Annotated in this window: 17 protein-coding genes; 16 read left to right on the top strand and 1 reads right to left on the bottom strand. The window is 59.4% G+C overall.

The features are described 5' to 3' along the window. The first annotated feature begins 22 nt into the window (after window positions 1-22). The 3 genes from rpmI to IM764_RS00075 all read left to right on the top strand — a co-directional run bounded on the left by rpmI (window position 23) and on the right by IM764_RS00075 (window position 1,969). Window positions 23-217, top strand: coding sequence for a 50S ribosomal protein L35 (rpmI, locus tag IM764_RS00085; RefSeq protein ID WP_099298874.1), 195 nt, complete (start codon window positions 23-25; stop codon window positions 215-217). Window positions 218-283: 66 nt separating this feature from the next. Further along, window positions 284-667 (top strand): 50S ribosomal protein L20, encoded by a 384-nt coding sequence (gene rplT / locus IM764_RS00080; protein ID WP_099298873.1) that lies wholly within the window; start codon window positions 284-286, stop codon window positions 665-667. Window positions 668-1,132: 465 nt separating this feature from the next. After that, window positions 1,133-1,969: an RNA methyltransferase gene (locus tag IM764_RS00075; protein ID WP_194186444.1), complete on the top strand. Its 837-nt coding sequence runs from the start codon at window positions 1,133-1,135 to the stop codon at window positions 1,967-1,969. 42 nt (window positions 1,970-2,011) lie between these two features. Here the strand turns inward: IM764_RS00075 and IM764_RS00070 are convergent, their stop codons facing one another. Next, complete coding sequence (locus IM764_RS00070; protein WP_194186443.1) at window positions 2,012-2,845, bottom strand: bifunctional 2-polyprenyl-6-hydroxyphenol methylase/3-demethylubiquinol 3-O-methyltransferase UbiG; 834 nt, start codon at window positions 2,843-2,845, stop codon at window positions 2,012-2,014. 105 nt (window positions 2,846-2,950) lie between these two features. Between IM764_RS00070 and pheS the strand changes: the two genes are divergently transcribed. The 13 genes from pheS to IM764_RS00005 all read left to right on the top strand — a co-directional run bounded on the left by pheS (window position 2,951) and on the right by IM764_RS00005 (window position 17,953). Further along, the gene (pheS, locus tag IM764_RS00065; protein WP_194186442.1) at window positions 2,951-4,003 is read left to right on the top strand and encodes a phenylalanine--tRNA ligase subunit alpha; all 1,053 of its coding nucleotides are present in this window, start codon (window positions 2,951-2,953) and stop codon (window positions 4,001-4,003) included. A gap of 82 nt (window positions 4,004-4,085) precedes the next feature. Continuing rightward, window positions 4,086-6,644 (top strand): phenylalanine--tRNA ligase subunit beta, encoded by a 2,559-nt coding sequence (gene pheT / locus IM764_RS00060; RefSeq protein WP_194186441.1) that lies wholly within the window; start codon window positions 4,086-4,088, stop codon window positions 6,642-6,644. 108 nt (window positions 6,645-6,752) lie between these two features. Continuing rightward, window positions 6,753-7,769 (top strand): N-acetyl-gamma-glutamyl-phosphate reductase, encoded by a 1,017-nt coding sequence (argC, locus tag IM764_RS00055; protein ID WP_194186440.1) that lies wholly within the window; start codon window positions 6,753-6,755, stop codon window positions 7,767-7,769. A gap of 3 nt (window positions 7,770-7,772) precedes the next feature. Continuing rightward, window positions 7,773-8,987, top strand: a complete 1,215-nt coding sequence (argJ, locus tag IM764_RS00050) for a bifunctional glutamate N-acetyltransferase/amino-acid acetyltransferase ArgJ (protein WP_194186439.1) — start codon at window positions 7,773-7,775, stop codon at window positions 8,985-8,987. Window positions 8,988-9,056: 69 nt separating this feature from the next. Next, the gene (argB, locus tag IM764_RS00045; RefSeq protein ID WP_194186438.1) at window positions 9,057-10,016 is read left to right on the top strand and encodes an acetylglutamate kinase; all 960 of its coding nucleotides are present in this window, start codon (window positions 9,057-9,059) and stop codon (window positions 10,014-10,016) included. Next, window positions 10,009-11,181: an acetylornithine transaminase gene (locus IM764_RS00040; protein ID WP_194186437.1), complete on the top strand. Its 1,173-nt coding sequence runs from the start codon at window positions 10,009-10,011 to the stop codon at window positions 11,179-11,181. The genes argB and IM764_RS00040 overlap by 8 nt, the downstream gene beginning before the upstream one ends. Window positions 11,182-11,258: 77 nt before the next feature. Then, entirely contained in the window at window positions 11,259-12,173 is a 915-nt protein-coding gene (argF, locus tag IM764_RS00035; RefSeq protein ID WP_194186436.1) for an ornithine carbamoyltransferase, read from the top strand. Further along, the gene (gene argR / locus IM764_RS00030; RefSeq protein ID WP_099298863.1) at window positions 12,158-12,622 is read left to right on the top strand and encodes an arginine repressor; all 465 of its coding nucleotides are present in this window, start codon (window positions 12,158-12,160) and stop codon (window positions 12,620-12,622) included. The genes argF and argR overlap by 16 nt, the downstream gene beginning before the upstream one ends. A gap of 85 nt (window positions 12,623-12,707) precedes the next feature. Continuing rightward, on the top strand, window positions 12,708-13,901 hold the full coding sequence (locus IM764_RS00025; protein WP_194186435.1) for an argininosuccinate synthase: 1,194 nt from the start codon (window positions 12,708-12,710) through the stop codon (window positions 13,899-13,901). Between the two features lie 54 nt (window positions 13,902-13,955). Next, on the top strand, window positions 13,956-15,404 hold the full coding sequence (gene argH / locus IM764_RS00020; RefSeq protein ID WP_194186434.1) for an argininosuccinate lyase: 1,449 nt from the start codon (window positions 13,956-13,958) through the stop codon (window positions 15,402-15,404). A gap of 11 nt (window positions 15,405-15,415) precedes the next feature. Next, entirely contained in the window at window positions 15,416-15,586 is a 171-nt protein-coding gene (locus IM764_RS00015) for a Trm112 family protein (RefSeq protein ID WP_194186433.1), read from the top strand. Window positions 15,587-15,654: 68 nt separating this feature from the next. After that, window positions 15,655-16,953: a tyrosine--tRNA ligase gene (tyrS, locus tag IM764_RS00010; RefSeq protein WP_194186432.1), complete on the top strand. Its 1,299-nt coding sequence runs from the start codon at window positions 15,655-15,657 to the stop codon at window positions 16,951-16,953. 4 nt (window positions 16,954-16,957) lie between these two features. Then, the gene (locus IM764_RS00005; RefSeq protein WP_194186431.1) at window positions 16,958-17,953 is read left to right on the top strand and encodes an FAD-dependent oxidoreductase; all 996 of its coding nucleotides are present in this window, start codon (window positions 16,958-16,960) and stop codon (window positions 17,951-17,953) included. The last annotated feature ends 337 nt before the right edge of the window (window positions 17,954-18,290 follow it).

Raw genomic sequence — 18,290 nt, 5'->3', positions numbered from 1 at the left:
AAAACGCTAGAGGATTTCACTAATGAAGCAGAAGACTCACAAGGGTGCCGCAAAGCGCATCAAGATCACCGGTTCCGGCAAGCTGCGTCGTGAGCAGGCTAATCGCCGCCACCTCCTGGAAGGCAAGCCTTCCAAGCGCACCCGCCGCCTGAAGGGGGACAAGGACGTATCGCCAGCCGATACCAAGCGCATGAAGCGCCTGCTGGGCAAGGCCTAATCTTTTCCTGCCCCACCCCTTTCGAACCATCCCGCACCATAAAGACTTAGAAAAGGACGTATCACTGTGGCACGTGTCAAGCGCTCTGTGAACGCTAAGAAGAAGCGTCGCGAAGTACTCAACTCCGCCAAGGGCTACCGTGGTCAGCGCTCCCGCCTGTACCGCAAGGCCAAGGAGCAGATGCTCCACTCCCAGACCTATGCGTTCCGCGATCGCCGCGCACGCAAGGGAGAGTTCCGCAAGCTGTGGATCCAGCGCATTAACGCTGCAGCTCGTCAGAACGACCTGACATACAACCGCCTCATCCAGGGCCTGCGCCTGGCTGAGATCGAGGTTGACCGCAAGATCCTCGCGGAGCTGGCTGTCAACGATTCCGCAGCATTCGCCGCACTGTGCGACGCTGCAAAGGCTGCACTGCCTGAGGACGTTAACGCTCCAGCTGCGTCCTAATTGCTGCACGTTGCTTAGCTTCGGCTAGGTGGCTCGGGAAAGCACCATCCTGATTTCGGGATGGTGCTTTTTGGTGGGTGGGGGTGACTTGAGGGGATATGTGCTGGGCTTGGTGGTCTTGGGGTGGCGGTTATCGGTGCTGGGATTGTGTGCTGGTGGGGTGATTGTGCAAGAGAAGGGTTTCCGGGTGGGGGGCTGAGGTGTGGTTTTCGGAGCGGATCGTCAAAAATATGTGCTGATTGCAGGCTTCGAAACTTCATCAGTTTTGCAGCCGTTCATTGACCTGCGGCGATGGATAAATGTCAAAAATGTGTGCTGATTCTGGCACATATTTTTGACATATTCAGCGGCGAAGAGGGGGACAGTGACAGTAGTGAATGGGTACGTGATGCCAGTTTTCCCTTGATATTTTGCGCGACTTACCAATAGCTATAGTGGCCGTTCCTGTAAGTAGACTACGAACCTATGACGAACCCGGAGCACGACGGACCAGAGATCTTCACCGAGCGCACCCCGCGCGTGGCCAACGCAGCAAAGTTGCACCGCGCCGCTGCGCGGAAGAAGGCAGGAGCCTTCCTGGTTGAAGGTGAAAACTCAGTGGAAGCAGCCATCTCCACCGGAGCAGCCACCGATGTCTTTGTCACCGAGAAGGCTGCGGAGCGCTATGAGCCTGTTGTCCGTACCGCGAAATACATGAACGTGTACGTTCATCTGATTACCGAGCGCGCAGCCCACCACCTTTCGGACACCAGCACAACCAGTGGCATTTTCGCCGTGTGCAAGCCAGTTCTGTGGACCACTGGCAAAGCGATTGCGGGCAACCCCCAGCTGGTCTCCGTGCCCGTTCTGACCAGCGATCCTGGCAACGCAGGAACTCTTATTCGAGTCTCTGACGCGATGGGCGCCGACGCCGTGGTGTTCGCTGGAGAAACCGTAGATCCGCAGTCCTGCAAGACCGTTCGATCCTCTGCCGGCTCGTTGTTCCACCTTCCCGTCTCGCGTGATACAAACATCAAGGACGTGTTGGGTCAGCTGCGAGCAAAGGGTTTGCAGATCCTGGCTACCGCTGCGGACGGAGAAGTGAGCCTAGATGACGCCGACGAGCTCCTCACCAAGCCCACCGCGTGGCTTTTCGGAAACGAAGCTCATGGCCTCGGCGAGGATCTCTTGGCAGAAGCAGACATTCGCGTTTCTATCCCGCTACGCGGGCGCGCTGAATCCCTGAACCTCGCTACTGCCGCCTCGATCTGTCTTTATGAATCAGCTCGTGCGCAAGCTAAGGCGCGCGGCGAGGAAGACTGACGCTGAATAGCTAACGGCAACAAGCAACGTGCAAAAGAGCAACTAGCGCTGCGGGGTTGCGAGGAGTTCTCCATGCATCATGCAGAACCACGCTTCCCGAGCCTGTCCCCACTGTGCCCACCCCTGGGCGATCTCTTCTATGTCTTCATTAGACAAGCCCAGCGCCCTTGCCTTGTCGGCGAACTGAGATTTCCGTACACGCTCAGCTTGGCTTGATCCCCACCAAGAGGTCGCCTTCTCGGTGCTATAAGTCCACGTCGAGGACATAGAACCAACGATGTCTAGTCCTGCGCCCAGAGCCCAGCTTTTCAATTTGCGTCCAGCATCTGGATCGCCACCTGCTTCTCGAGCAGTGCGGATATAAGTTGTCCGCCAATCCTCCAATTCCTCAGAGGCCGGAAACCAGGTCATCGCGGAGTAGTCGGCATCTCGTACGGCAATAATTCCTTGAGGTGAGCACAGCGCCCCCATCGTACGTAGAGCTTCCACGGGATCCGGGACGTGCTGCAACACTTGATGCGCGTGCACCACGTCAAACCCGTTTCCAATGAGCTCGCGGTTCTCGCCCAGCGAGTAGACATCGCCCGTGGCGAACGTGACATTCAACTCAGCGGCATCGTCTGCAGCAGCAAGGGCATCACGAGCGTGAGAAATGGCGTCGGAAGAAAAATCGATACCCACTACCTCGCCGGCCGACCCGACGATGCGTGCGAGATCGAGTGAAATCGAACCGGGACCACAGCCGATGTCCAATATGCGCATACCGGGTTGGAGGCGGTCGAGGAAATATGCGCAGCTATTCGATGCGGTTCGTGCTGCATGTGAGGCCAAAACACTGGCGTGGTGACCGTGGGCATAGTCTCGTTGCTCTGACATGATGGTCAAGTGTAGGCGCTGCTCGCGGACTAATAGCACGCGTGTGAAGCCAGTTGGCTAGACTGTACGAGTTATTAAATTGTTTTAACTAATGCGAGGTGCGCTTTGTCAGACTCCGTTGACTCCACGGTGGATCTATCTGAGGCTGGTTTGGAGGCTGCTGCGAACGTCGCTATCCAGGCTTTTGAGGGCGCCGCGAACCTCGACGAGCTGGCCGTTGCGCGCAGGGATCACCTCGGTGATGAGGCGCCGATTCCCTCAGCTCGCCGTAGCCTCGGAACTTTGCCGAAAGACCAGCGTAAGGATGCAGGCCGGCTAGTTAATATGGCTCGCGGTCGCGTGGAAAAGCGCTTCGTCGAAGTTAAGGAAGAGCTGGAGCACAAGCGCAACCTGGAAGTTCTCCAGGCCGAGCGCATTGACGTCACCGAGCCGACCACCCGTGGGCAGCGCGGCGCGCAGCACCCCATCACGATCCTGTCTGAGCACATCGCGGACATATTCGTGGGCATGGGCTGGGAGATCGCAGAGGGCCCAGAGGTAGAGGCAGAGTACTTCAACTTCGATTCCCTGAACTTCATCCCAGATCACCCAGCACGTACGTTGCAGGACACGTTCCACATCGCGCCAGAAGGGTCCAAGCAGGTGTTGCGCACGCACACCTCGCCGGTGCAGATGCGCACGATGCTCTCGCGTGATCTCCCGATCTACATCGCCTGCCCCGGCCGCGTGTTCCGCACGGATGAGCTGGATGCCACGCATACGCCAGTGTTCCACCAGGTGGAGGGCCTTGCCGTGGATAAGGGTCTGACCATGGCACACTTGAAGGGCACCCTGGATCACTTGGCCAAGACCCTCTTCGGCCCGGAAACCACCACGCGTATTCGCCCGAACTACTTCCCGTTCACCGAGCCATCTGCTGAGGTGGACGTGTGGTTCCCGAACAAGAAGGGCGGCGCTGGCTGGATCGAGTGGGGCGGTTGCGGCATGGTCAACCCCAACGTCTTGATCGCTGCGGGCGTGGATCCTGAGGAGTACTCCGGCTTTGCGTTCGGCATGGGCATCGAGCGCACGCTGCAGTTCCGCAACGGCCTGCCTGATATGCGAGACATGGTGGAGGGCGATGTTCGCTTTACCTTGCCTTTTGGTGTCCGCAGCTAGACCGCGTTTACTCCGCAGTTCATCGCATTAAATTCCACCCCAGCACCGCGCGCAATTTGATTCATAAGGAAAAGATCCCACAATGCTGATTTCCCAGTCTTGGCTGACCCGCATCCTGCAGACCGCCAACCCAAGTTGGTCCGTGGACTCTGAGGAGTTCGATACGGGCTTTGTCCGTGTTGGCTTTGAAACCGAGGGTTTTTCCTCCATTCCGGAGACCACTGGTCCGTTGGTGATTGGCCGCGTGGAGCAGATTGAGGAGCTGGAGGGCTTTAAGAAGCCGATCCGTTACTGCCAGGTCAACGTGGGCACGGCCAATGGTTCCGGGGAGCAGCAGAACATCATTTGTGGTGCTCGTAACTTCGCGGAGGGCGATAACGTCATCATCGCTTTGCCCGGCACCGTTTTGCCTGGTGGGTTCGAAATCGGCGCGCGTGAGACCTACGGCAAGATTTCCGAAGGTATGATCTGTTCGGCCATGGAGGTGGGTCTGGCCACCGTACAGAATGCGGGGATCATGACTATTTCCGACGCCGAACTCGCCTCTCACGGACTGACCATCGGCGACGATGCGCGTGAGCTGCTGGGGCTTAGCGACACGATCTTTGACGTGAACATCACTCCTGACCGCGGCTATGCGTTGTCTGCACGTGGCCTGGCGCGCGAGCTGGCCTCTAGCTTCGACTTGCAGTTCCGCGACCCAGCTACGGATCCTGCCGCGGCGGCGCTGGATGATGACCTGTTTGCAGGCCTTCCTGCCACCGAGTCTGAGGTGCAGGCTATTGAGGTGGATAAGGACACGGAGTGTTCCGTGTTCGGCATGCGCAAGGTCACGGGTATTGACCCGAACTCGGAATCGCCGCTGTGGCTGCAGCGCGAGTTGATGCTCTGCGGATCCCGCCCAGTGAACGCGGCGACTGACGTGACGAATTACCTGATGTTCTTGCTGGGTCAGCCCATGCATGCATTTGATGCGGATAAGATTGCGGGTCCGCTGAAGGTTCGCCGCGCCAAGCCGGGGGAGAAGCTCACCACGCTGGATCACGTGGAGCGCGAGCTGCACGAAGAAGACGTGGTCATCGCGGATGACAACGGCATCCAATCCCTGGCCGGTGTCATGGGTGGCACTACGTCGGAAATCTCTGAGACCACCACGGACGTGCTTTTCGAAGCAGCGCACTGGGATCAGTTGACGATTGCTCGCACCTGTCGCCGTCACAAGCTCAGCTCAGAGGCTTCCCGCCGCTTCGAGCGTGGAGTGGATGCCGCGATTATTAATGAGGCGTTGGACTTCGCCGTGGCACTGCTGAGCCGCATTGCGGGCGGAACGGTGGAAGAGGGGCGCACTGTCGTCGGCACGGTTGAACGCATGCCGACCATCACCATGTACACCTCTCGCCCCGGCAAGGTCGCCGGCACCATTTACCCGGATGGCACCACCATCGGACGCTTGCGGGAAATCGGCTGCGTGGTTCGGGAAACGGGCAAGCGCGATGGCAATGGTGCGCGGGAAATCGAGGTCACGCCTCCAACGTGGCGCCCCGACCTGACGATGCCTGCGGATCTGGTGGAGGAAGTCCTGCGCTTGCAGGGTCTGGAAGATATCCCGTCGATCGTTCCGACGGCACCCGCCGGACGTGGCCTGACGCCGCGCCAGAAGATGCGCCGGGCGGTTGGTCGTGCGATGGCGTGGGCAGGGTATGCGGAGATCATTCCTTCGCCGTTTATCGCCAACAACGTTTTCGATGTATGGGACTTGCCTGCCGACGACGCACGTCGCACTGCCATTAAGGTCCAGAACCCATTGGAGAGCGATTACGCCACCATCGGCACCACGTTGCTGCCGTCCATGATGGAGGCGCTGCGCCGGAACAATACGCGTGGGCAGCGCGATGCGGCGCTGTATGGAATCGCTCAGGTCAGCCTGCCGGAAAGCTCCGAGTTGGCTTCTCCGATGCCAGCAGTGACCAAGCGGCCAACCGAGGCTGAGCTGGCAGAACTGATGAGTTCCTTGCCGGAGCAGCCACTCCACGTTGCGATGATCGCTGCGGGTAACCGCCAGTTGCAGGGAACGTGGGGCGACGCCGAGCCTTTCACCGCTCGGGATGCCATCGAAGCGGCACGGACGATCGCCCGAGCCGCTGGCGTGGAGATTTCCGTCCGCAACGCTGAGTACCTGCCATGGCACCCAGGCCGCTGTGCAGAAATCCTGGTGGATGACACTGTCGTGGGCCATGCTGGCGAGCTGCACCCACAGGTGTGCGAGCGTGCGCAGCTGCCAGCGCGTTCGATCGCTCTGGAGATTGACCTCGATGGGCTTCCTCTGCGCGAGACTTTCCCACGCCCGGTGCTTTCTCCGTTCCCTGCATTGCTGCAGGACGTTGCTGTGGTGGTGTCTCAGGACATTCCATCCGCTGACGTGGAGGCCGCGCTCAAGGAAGGTGCAGGCGAGCTGCTGGAGGAGATCCGCCTGTTCGATATCTACCGTTCCGAGGCGCTGGGCGAGGACAAGCGTTCGTTGACGTTCTCCCTGCGCTTCCGTGCGGCGGACCGGACGCTGACGGAGGAAGAAGCATCCCAGGCGCGCGAGGCGGCAATTGCACAGGCTGAAAAGGCTGTTGGCGCGACACTGCGCGGATAAGGCTTTGTGCTGGCTCGTTTTTGAGCAACAGCCGAGAAGCGATAATGGATATTATCCACGCTTGTGAATAGTTTGCATTTCCTGCCGAACTAGGGCACTATGGAGCGCATGTTAAAGATCGCAGTGGCAGGCGCAACCGGATATGCGGGCGGAGAGGCACTTCGCCTTCTGCTCGCGCACCCTGGTTACGGCAAGGATTTTGAGATCGGCAGTTTGACTGGCGGATCGAATGCCGGAGAGCGCTTTGGCGATCTGGTTCCACAGCTTCCGCAGTTAGCGGATCGCGTTGTGGAAGACACGACTCGTGAGATTCTGGTGGCTAACGATGCTGCCATCCTTGGGTTGCCGCACGGATTGTCTGCTGCTCTTGATCTGCCCGAATCCATGTACGTGGTGGATTGCGGTGCGGACTACCGCCTGCAGAGTGCCGATGAATGGAGCCGCTACTACGGCTCTGAGTACGCGGGTGCCCGGACGTATGGAATTCCGGAAATCCCTGGTAATCGCGAGGTCATCCGCAATTCCACCTACATCGCTGCTCCTGGGTGTTTCCCCACGGGGGCCACGCTGGCAGCTTTGCCAGGCATCGCCTCGGGTCTGATCGCACCGCAAATCAGCGTGGTCTCCGTGACTGGAGTCTCGGGTGCGGGCAAGAAGGCCAACGTGAAGCTGCTGGGTGCGGAAACCATGGAGAACCTGCGCGCGTACAGCGTGGGCACACACCGCCACACGCCGGAGATCACGCAGAACTTGCAGGCCGTGGCCCAGGAAGGCGAAGACGTCAACGTGGTGTTCACCCCAATTTTGGCGCCGCTGACCCGCGGAATTTTGACCACGGTCACCGCACCTGCACGTGGCAGCTTGCAGGATATCCGCCGCGCCTACGCAGACTTCTGTGCAGGTGAGCCGTTCCTGCATTTGCTTCCGGAAGGCCAACAGCCGGAAACGCAGAATGTGCGCGGCTCTAATATGACCCACCTCCAGGTGGAATCCATCGACGGCATGGTGGTAGTTACCAGCGTCATCGACAACCTCACCAAGGGCACCGCAGGTGCTGCCGTGCAATGCCTCAACCTCATGCTGGGTTGGGATGAAACCGCGGGTCTCCCGCAGTCAGGAATTTAAGCCATGAATGAACATGGATCGTCCCGCCAGCCAGATGCTCAGTCCGTTGGCACCGTGCATACGGGCGTGACTGTGCCGCAGGGATTCAGCGCGGCTGCATGCACCGCAGGCATCAAGCCGTCCGGTAAGCCGGACATGTCCCTGATCGTGAACAACGGCCCGCTGTCCACCGCGGCTGCAATGTTCACGCGCAATCGGGTGGTCGCTTCACCCGTGAAGTGGACTCGCGCGCACAATGACGGATCATTCAAGGCCGTGGTCATCAATGCTGGCAATGCGAATGCCTGCAACGGTGCGCAGGGCGATGCCGATGCCAAGACCACTGCGAAAAAAACAGCAGAAGTATTGGGCTTGAACGCCGATGACATTGCTGTGTGCTCCACAGGCCTCATTGGCGATGTCCTGCCTATGGACAAGGTTCTTGCTGGCGTCGAAAATCTGGCGCCACAGCTGTCCGAAGAAACCTCAGCCGGAAACGCTGCAGCGCAAGCAATCATGACCACGGACCTCGTGCAGAAGGAAGCGGTGTACCGCGGCGAGGGTTGGAGCATCGGAGCGATGGGCAAGGGAGTGGGCATGATGTCTCCGTCGTTGGCGACCATGCTGGTGTTCCTCACGACCGACGCAAACATCGACGATTCCGCGCAATTGCAAGAAGCCCTGGGTGCGGCGACCTCGACGACGTTCGACTGCCTCGACGTAGACGGCTCGACCTCCACCAATGACACGGTTGTCCTCATGGCCTCCGGTGCTTCCGGTGTGACCCCAGATCTGGAAGAATTCGCCTCCGCGATTCACCAGGTCTGTCTGGATCTCGCTATGCAGCTGCAAGCCGATGCCGAGGGCGTGACCAAGCGGGTGTCCATCACCGTGACTGGAGCGGCCGATGACCTCCAGGCCAAGGACGCCGCACGAGTGGTGGGCCGCGACAACCTCTTCAAGTGCGCAATGTTTGGTTCCGATCCCAACTGGGGCCGTGTGCTCGCGGCAGTGGGCATGGCTCCCGTCGAGATGGATCCAGAAAAGATCAACGTGTCTTTCAACGGTCAGCCCGTGTGCGTGGACTCCACGGGAGCTCCGGGGGCACGCAGCGTGGACCTCTCCGGTGCCGATGTAGCCGTGGAAATTGACCTGTCGGTGGGGCAGGGGCGAGCCACGGTGTGGACCACGGACCTTTCGTACTCCTACGTGGAAATCAACTCCGAATACTCCACCTAGACCGTTGGTCACGTTCTACAGTGACCACACAGCCCCGACCATCTTCCCTTAACTCATTGGACACCAAGCATGAGCACACTTCCCGATTCACTGGATCCCTCGCGGTACACGGCTGATCTCACACCCAGTCAGCGTTCGCATGTACTGACCGAGGCGCTGCCATGGCTGCTGCACTTCCGCGACAAAATCGTGGTGGTCAAGTACGGCGGTAACGCGATGGTGGACGAGGACCTGAAGCGTGCATTCGCAGCGGATATGGTGTTCCTCCGCACTGTCGGTGCTCGCCCCGTGGTTGTGCACGGCGGAGGTCCGCAGATCAACACCATGTTGGACCGGGTTGGGCTCAAGGGCGAGTTCCGCGGAGGATTTCGCGTGACCACTCCAGAAGTCATGGAATACGTCCGCATGGTGCTATTCGGCAAGGTCGGACGCGAACTCGTGGGCCTGATCAACGAGCACGGCCCTTATGCCGTGGGTACTTCCGGTGAGGACGCGGGCCTTTTCACTGCGGAGAAGAAGCTGGTGGAAGTAGAAGGGGAGATGGTGGATATCGGCCGAGTCGGCGATATCACCCAAGTCCACGCCAGCAGCCTGTTTGATCTCATTGATGCCGGCCGTATTCCTGTGATCTCCACCATCGCGCCCGATGAAAATGGAGAGATCTACAACATCAATGCGGATACCGCGGCGGGTGCGCTAGCGGGCGCCCTCGGTGCAGAACGCCTGGTGATGCTGACCAACGTCCAAGGCCTGTACACGGACTGGCCAGACAAGAATTCTCTGGTCTCACGCATCTCCACGGATGAGCTGGATCGCCTCGTGCCTAGCTTGGATTCCGGCATGATCCCGAAGATGGACGCGTGCTTGTCCGCTATCCGCAGCGGAGTGAAGGCAGCTCACGTTATAGACGGACGCATTCCACACTCCGTCATTTTGGAGCTGATGACTACCGGCGGTATTGGCACGATGGTCTCTGACGCGGACTGGGACAGCGAAGAGTGGAATGACGAGGAGGAAAGCAATGAGTGAAACCACCTGGCAAGACCAATGGCAGACTGCAATCATGCCCACTTACGGCACACCACAACTGGAGCTGGTCAAGGGCAGCGGCGCAATAGTCACCGATAGCGAGGGCAAGGACTACCTGGACCTGCTGTCCGGCATCGCCGTCAATGCTCTAGGACACGCACACCCGGCGATCATTGAGGCCGTGACCACCCAGATCTCCACGTTGGGCCACACCTCCAATATCTTTGCCCACCCGCAAGTGATCACGCTGGCGGAAAAGCTGCGCGAGATCGCGGGGGAGCAGGCCCAGGACGCGCAAGTATTCTTCAGCAACTCCGGCGCAGAGGCCAACGAGGCAGCATTCAAGATCGCACGCGCCACTGGGCGTCCTCGCATCCTGACCGCCGAGCGTGGTTTCCACGGACGCACCATGGGCTCGCTGGCTCTAACCGGCCAGCCCGATAAGCGCAAGCAATTCGAGCCGATGCCAGCGGGAGTTGACTACTTCCCTTACGGCGATCTCGAGGCAGTCCGCGAGATGGCAGACGAAAGCGTTGCAGCCATCCTCGTAGAATCCATTCAAGGTGAAACCGGAGTCATTCCGGCACCGGAAGGTTTCCTCGCCGGATTGCGGGAAATCTGTGATGAGCACGGCATCCTGTTGATGATCGACGAAGTCCAAGCCGGCATGGCCCGCACCGGAGACTGGTTCGGATACCAATCGGCGGGCATCGTTCCGGACGTCATCACCCTGGCCAAGGGTTTGGGTGGCGGACTGCCCATCGGCGCAACCATCGCCTGGCCACGAGCGCAATTGCTGGAAAAGGGCATGCACGGTACCACCTTTGGAGGCAATCCCGTGGCCTGCGCTGCGGCCAATGCCGTGATCGATACCATCCGCACGGAAAACCTGATGGACAACGTGAACAAGGTAGGAGCGTACTTCGAGCAACAACTCGCAGCACACCCCAGCGTCACGGAAGTCCGCGGACGTGGCCTGATGCTGGGAGTAGTTCTGGACGCCCCGATGACTGAGGACCCACTGGACTACGGACTCATCCTTAATCGGCCAAGCCCCGACGTGATCCGGATTGTTCCGCCGCTCAACATGACGATGGCGCAGGCGCAGGATGGCGTCGACAAAATCACGACAATGCTGGACACACACCGCAATAATCGCAGTTAACCTGCACTCTCGATCCACACTGACGACACACACTGCAACACGCATCCCACAGGACTGACTAGACAAGGACTTGCCACATGACGCTCCGACATTTCCTCGCAGACGATGACATCTCGCCCGCAGAACAAGCAGAAGTTCTGGCGCTTGCCGCCGAGCTCAAGCAGGACCGCTACGGCAATACGTACCGCGACCTGCTGGAACGCAAGTCCGTGGCCGTGTTGTTTGATAAGACCTCCACGCGCACGCGATTTTCTTTCGACGCAGGCATAACCGAACTCGGAGGAAATGCCATCGTCGTGGACTCAGGAAGCTCGCAAATGGGCAAGGGCGAAACCTTCCAAGACACGGGTGCTGTGCTCTCCCGCTTCGTGACCTCCATCGTCTGGCGCACCAGCGCGCAGTCCAACTTGGAGCAGATGGCGGAAACTGCCACGGTGCCCATCGTCAACTCCCTGTCCGACGATTTCCACCCGTGTCAGATCCTGGCCGATCTGCAAACGATTCAGGAAAACAAGGGCGAGCTCAAAGGTCTGAACGCCATCTACTTCGGTGACGGCGCAAACAACATGGCCAATTCCTACATGCTGGGGTTTGCCACCGCCGGAGTGAACATCACCATCTGCGCCCCCGAAGGGTTCCAACCGGAGCAGCGCTTCGTGCAGCGCGCGCAAAACCGGGCCGCAGAAACGGGAGCTACAGTCACCGTCACTGATCAGGTGGATGCTAGCGGTGCGGACGTGGTCATCACCGATACATGGCTGTCGATGGGGCAGGATCCATCGGAGGACCGCACCGTCTTGCGCAAATACCAGGTCAATGCAGAGGTGATGGCGCAGGCCAACGAAGGTGCGATCTTCCTGCACTGCCTGCCGGCTTATCGTGGCAGTGAAGTCACGGCGGATGTCATCGATGGTCCGCAATCGGTGGTGTTCGACGAGGCGGAAAACCGACTGCATGCACAAAAGGCGTTGTTGGCATGGCTACTGCGATGAGTCGGTCCGCGCGTCAGGACATGGTCGAGAAGATCATCGGGACGCACAAAGTCTCCAGTCAACGCCAGCTCATTGACCTGCTGACGCGGGAGAACGTGGAGATCACCCAAGCCACGCTGTCGCGCGACCTCGTGGACATTGGTGCCCGCAAGGTCCGTTCCAGCGGCGAGGTGTACTACTCGGTCTCCCACGAGATCCGCATCGACGGGCCGGACAAGCTCCGGCGCGTGCTGGCGGAGCTGCTGGTGGGAACCGATTACTCCTCCAACATCGCGGTGCTACGCACCCCACCTGGGGCGGCGCAGTACCTGGCCAGCATTTTGGATCGCAGCGAAGTGGACCAACTGGCCGCCACCATCGCCGGAGATGACACCATCTTCGCTCTGGCCAGAGAACCTTTTACAGGTACTGAACTGGCGGAGTACTTCAACCAGTTAGCCCACGGCTAAACTGCACTATTAGAAACGTTAAGAAAGAAAACTTGCTGCTGTCGGCACCAAAACACGGCGGCGCAGACGATCGAAAGGATCACTCATGAAGGATCGCGTAGTTCTCGCTTACTCCGGTGGACTAGATACCACCGTTGCCATCAGCTGGATTGCCAAGGAGCGCAACGCTGAAGTTGTGGCTGTGTCCATCGACCTCGGCCAGGGCGGCGAGGACATGGAGACCGTGCGCCAGCGCGCTCTGGGTGCCGGCGCTGTGGAATCCATCGTGGTGGATGCCCGCGACGAGTTCGCCAACGAGTACTGCTTGCCAACCATCAAGGCCAACGGCATGTACATGAAGGAATACCCACTGGTTTCCGCGATCTCCCGCCCGCTGATCGTCAAGCACATGTCCGATGCGGCCAAGGAGCACGGCGGCACCGCCGTGGCTCACGGTTGTACCGGTAAGGGCAATGACCAGGTTCGCTTCGAGGTGGGCTTCGCCAACACCGCTCCTGACCTGGAGATCATCGCTCCCGTCCGTGATTACGCCTGGACCCGCGAGAAGGCCATCGCCTTCGCCGAGGAAAACGGCATCCCCATCGAGCAGTCCAAGAAGTCCCCATTCTCCATCGACCAGAACGTGTGGGGCCGTGCCGTGGAGACCGGCTACCTCGAGGATCTGTGGAACGCTCCGACCAAGGACGTCTACTCCTACACCGAGGACCCAGCGCTGGGCCAGGCTCCTGACGAAGTCATCATTTCCTTCGAGGGCGGCGCGCCCGTAGCCATCGACGGCCGGAAGGTCACCGTGCTCGAGGCTATCGAGGAGCTCAACCGCCGCGCAGGTGCCCAGGGCATCGGCCGTTTGGACATGGTTGAGGACCGCTTGGTGGGCATCAAGTCCCGCGAGATCTACGAAGCTCCCGGCGCAACTGCGCTGATTCGTGCGCATGAGGCTCTGGAAGCAGTGACCGTGGAGCGCGAGCTGGCTCGTTACAAGCGCCTGGTGGATGCTCGCTGGTCTGAAGAGGTCTACGACGGCTTGTGGTTCGCTCCTCTGAAGCGCAGCCTGGATGCGTTCATCGATTCCACCCAGGCGTCCGTCACCGGCGATATCCGCATGGTGATGCACGCTGGTGCTATCGACGTCAACGGTCGCCGCAGCTCGAAGTCCCTCTACGACTTCAATCTGGCTACCTACGACGAGGGCGATTCCTTCGATCAGACCCTGTCCCGCGGCTTCGTGGAGCTGCACGGTCTGTCTTCCAAGATCGCTTCCAAGCGCGACCTGGCCTAATAGCGGGTTTCTCCCGTTCTCGCGTTCCCATCATCGACCCAAGGAAAGAAGTTCATGACCACGCAGGACCAGCACGGAACCAATGAAGGAGCCCTGTGGGGCGGCCGTTTCTCCGGCGGCCCTGCGGAGGCCATGGCGGCGTTGAGTAAGTCCACGCATTTCGATTGGGTGCTGGCGCCCTACGACGTGCTGGCCTCGCAGGCCCACGCCCGGGTGCTCAACCGTGCCGGTCTTCTTTCCGACGCAGACCTCGAGACCATGATCACGGGTCTCAAGAAGCTGGGCGATGACGTAGAAAGCGGAGCCTTTGGGCCCGACGCCGGCGATGAAGACGTCCACGGCGCGATGGAACGCGGTCTCATTGACCGGGTTGGCCCTGAAGTGGGTGGCCGTCTGCGCGCTGGACGATCTCGAAACGATCAGGTGGCCACTTTGTTCCGCATGTGGTTGCGCGAGGCTCTGCGTGATGTCGCCGCTGGCGTGGTGGATGTCATCGAGGTTTTGGTGAGCCAGGCGGATCGCTACCCGGAAGCCATCATGCCGGGCAAGACTCACTTCCAGGCAGCCCAGCCAGTGTTGCTGGCTCACCAGCTGCTGGCTTATGCGCACCCCCTGCAGCGCGACCTGCAGCGCTTCCGCGATTTGGACAAGCGTTTGGCGATCTCCCCGTACGGTTCTGGCGCTTTGGCTGGATCCTCGCTGGCTTTGGACCCGGAGGCGATTGCCGACGAGCTCGGCTTTGATACTGCGGGCGATAACTCCATTGATGCCACCTCGTCGCGCGACTTCGCCTCTGAGGCAGCATTTGTGTTGGCTCAGACTGCGGTGGATTTGTCCCGTCTGGCCGAAGAGATCATTGCCTGGTCCACGCCTGAATTCGGATACGTTACCTTGGCGGACGCATGGTCCACGGGCTCGTCGATCATGCCGCAGAAGAAGAACCCGGATGTCGCTGAGCTGATGCGAGGCAAGACTGGACGCTTGATTGGCAACCTATCTGGCCTGATGGCTACCCTGAAGGCGCAGCCGCTGGCGTACAACCGCGACCTGCAGGAGGACAAGGAACCCATCGTGGATTCCGTCTCTCAGCTCAACCTTCTGTTGCCGGCCATGGCAGGGCTCGTTGGCACGCTGGAGTTCCATCCGGACAGGCTCCTAGAGCTGGCCCCGGCAGGCTACACCTTGGCTACTGATTTGGCCGAGTGGATGGTGCGCGAGGGAGTGCCGTTCCGTGTGGCGCACGAGGCTTCCGGCTCCTGTGTCCGTATTGCTGAAGCTCGTGGCGTCGATCTCATCGATCTCACGGACGACGAACTCGCCAGCGTGCACGAGGCCCTGACCCCAGCGGTCCGAGAAGTCCTCACGGTGGATGGCGCCGTAGCCTCTCGCGCGACCCGTGGTGGTACGGCAGGTGTGCGCGTGGCGGAGCAAAAGGAGCGAGTTCGCACCCAAGCACTGCAGGATCGGCAGTGGGCTGAGGCCAGCCCGATTCCGAACCGCTAGACTGAGAAACTATGATCGATTCCCAGCTTCTGGACATTCTGGCGTGCCCGCAGGACAAGGGCCCTTTGGAGCAACACGGTGACTATTTGGTCAACTCTCGCTTGGGCAAGGCCTATCCCATCGAGGATGGCATTCCTGTGCTGCTCACCGACGAGGCCGTTGACTGGCCCCTCGCGAACTAGCTGCGCTTAACACGCGCGCTAAAACCTTTTACGCGTTTACCGCCTAACTTTAGGAAGCTCTTTTCATCATGACTGACACTCCTGCGTCCGGTTCTTCTGCATCTGGTCCCTCTGCGAACATCATCGACGAACTGGACTGGCGCGGCCTGATTGCCCAGTCCACGGACCTAGACGCGCTCCGCGAGCAAATGGAGACCCCCACCGCCGCCTACGTTGGTTTCGACCCGACCGGCCCGTCGCTGCACGCCGGACACTTGGTGCCGTTGTTGATGTTGAAGCGCTTGCAGCTGGCCGGCCACACACCCATTGTGTTGGCAGGTGGTGCCACGGGCATGATTGGTGACCCTCGCGATGTGGGTGAGCGTTCTATGAACGACGCCAACACGGTGAAGGACTGGGCTAATCGCATCTCTGGCCAGTTGTCCCGTTTTGTGTCCTTCGAGGGGGATAACAAGGCGGTGTTGGTCAACAACTACGACTGGGTTTCTCAGATGTCCGTCATCGAGTTCCTTCGCGACTTGGGCAAGAACTTCTCCCTGAACACGATGTTGGGGCGTGAGACGGTGAAGCGCCGTCTGGAAACTGATGGTATTTCCTACACCGAGTTTTCCTACATGCTGCTGCAGGCCAATGACTTTGTTCACCTGCGCCGCAACTACGATGCGCGCTTGCAGATGGGAGGATCGGATCAGTGGGGCAACATCATCTCAGGTGTGGATCTGAATCGCCGTCTGGATGGAGAGACTGTCCACGCACTGACCGTGCCGCTGGTTACGGACAGCGAGGGCAACAAGTTCGGTAAGTCCACTGGTGGTGGAAAGCTGTGGCTGGATCCAGAGATGACCAGCCCGTATAGCTGGTACCAGTACTTCATCAATACTGCGGATGCCGATGTGATTCGCTACTTGCGCTGGTTTACCTTCTTGGACCGCGAAGAGCTGGAGCGCTTGGAAGTTGAGGTGGCGGAGCGACCATTCAAGCGTGAAGCGCAACGTGTGCTTGCTCAGCAGATGACCGCACTGGTGCATGGTGAAGAATCCGTGGCTAAGGTCGAGCTGGCAGCACAAGCGTTGTTCGGCAAGGCAGAGTTGGCTGACCTAGATGAACAAACTCTTGCTGCCGCACTGCAGGAGACGGAGGTCGCAGAGGTTCCGCAAGGTACGGATATCCTCGAATTGCTGGTGAACTCTGGGCTGGAGAAGTCCAAGGGTGCGGCGCGCCGCACTGTCGGCGAAGGTGGCGCATACGTCAACAACCAGCGCATTGAAGATATTGAATGGGCACCGTCTGCAGAGGATCTGCTCCATGGTGAGTGGCTGGTGCTACGGAAGGGCAAGAAGCGCTTCGCTGGCGCCCGTGTGAAGTAGTCATATGATTCAGCGGTGCGAGGTCTTGGTGATCGGCGGGGGACAGGCCGGCCTTGCTAGCGCGTTCTATCTGCTACGGGCCGGGGTGAGCACCATTGTGGTGGATAACCAAGAAGCGCCAGGGGGTGCGTGGAGACACGCGTGGCCATCGTTGACTTTGTTTTCCCCAGCAAATGCCTCCAATTTGCCGGGGATGATGATGCCCTCTTATCCAGGTTTTCCACCCGCCGAACACGTGGTGAATTACTTTTCCCGCTATGAACAGCGATACGACATTCCGGTTCAGCGCCCGGTGGAAATTGTCACTGTGACAAAACTAAATGATGGATTTGTTGCAGAAGATTCCGAGGGGAAACAATGGCAGTCGCGTTCTGTTGTCGCTGCCACAGGCACGTGGTCTGCGCCATTTGTGCCCTATTACCCGGGAGAGTTTTCAGGTCAGCAGTGGCATTCTGCTCACTATCCGGGGCCTGAGCCCTTTGTCGGAGATCGAATTGCCGTGGTGGGAGGTGCGAATTCCGGTGCTCAGATCGCTGCGGAACTGACCAAGGTTGGAGACGTGACCTGGTATACCCAGGGCGAACCGCGGTTTATGCCCGATGATGTGGATGGGCGAGTGTTGTTCCGAAGGAACCGCGAGCGTTTGCGTGCAATGCAGAGTGGCGAGGAAGATCCGGGACCGGAGAGCGCATTGGGGGACATCGTTGTTGTGGACTCCGTGAAGGAGGCCAGGGATTCTGGGGAGCTGCAGTCGCATCCGATGTTTTCTTCGCTGGATGAGGTAGATGCTGATCATTTGATTTGGTGCACAGGCTTCCGTCCTGCCGTGGGGCCGTTCCGTTCTCTGATGCACGGCCTTACTCCTGAAGTAGATGGACTATTTCCAGTGGGATACGGAGAAGCTCTAGGACCGGGATCCGCCACCATTACTGGTGTGGCCCCCTTTGCGAAAGAAGCCGCACGCAAGGCGGCGGAAAGAGTTGGCAAGACCATCCGGTAGTAGATGCTCGATATGCCGTTTGGCCTGCTGATTTGTGAACATACATGGCGGTGTGTAAATTAGTCCAAGTCGCAACGAGCGGCTGGGACAGAGATTCCAGCAAGCGATTGTGTGCATATGATGTTTGAGAACTCAATAGCGTGATGAACCAAGTTATTTTTTGGATTCCACAGTGCCGTGCTGTCACATTCTGGTGATGGTCGGTATCACGGATAACCGATTGGCAAACGCAACGGTGACACACTTTGGTGTGGTTCACGGCTGCTGGTAGCTCCTGGTGTTGAGCACTTGACGCCCCCTTGTGGTGTGGGTTACTGGTTGGTGTGTTTGTTGGTTG

The sequence above is a fragment of the Corynebacterium sp. ED61 genome, assembly GCF_015233855.1.
In the GTDB taxonomy this organism is placed as follows: Bacteria; Actinomycetota; Actinomycetes; order Mycobacteriales; family Mycobacteriaceae; genus Corynebacterium; species Corynebacterium dentalis.
Note: the sequence above shows the minus strand (reverse complement) of the source record. Positions and strands in the feature narration are given on the sequence as shown.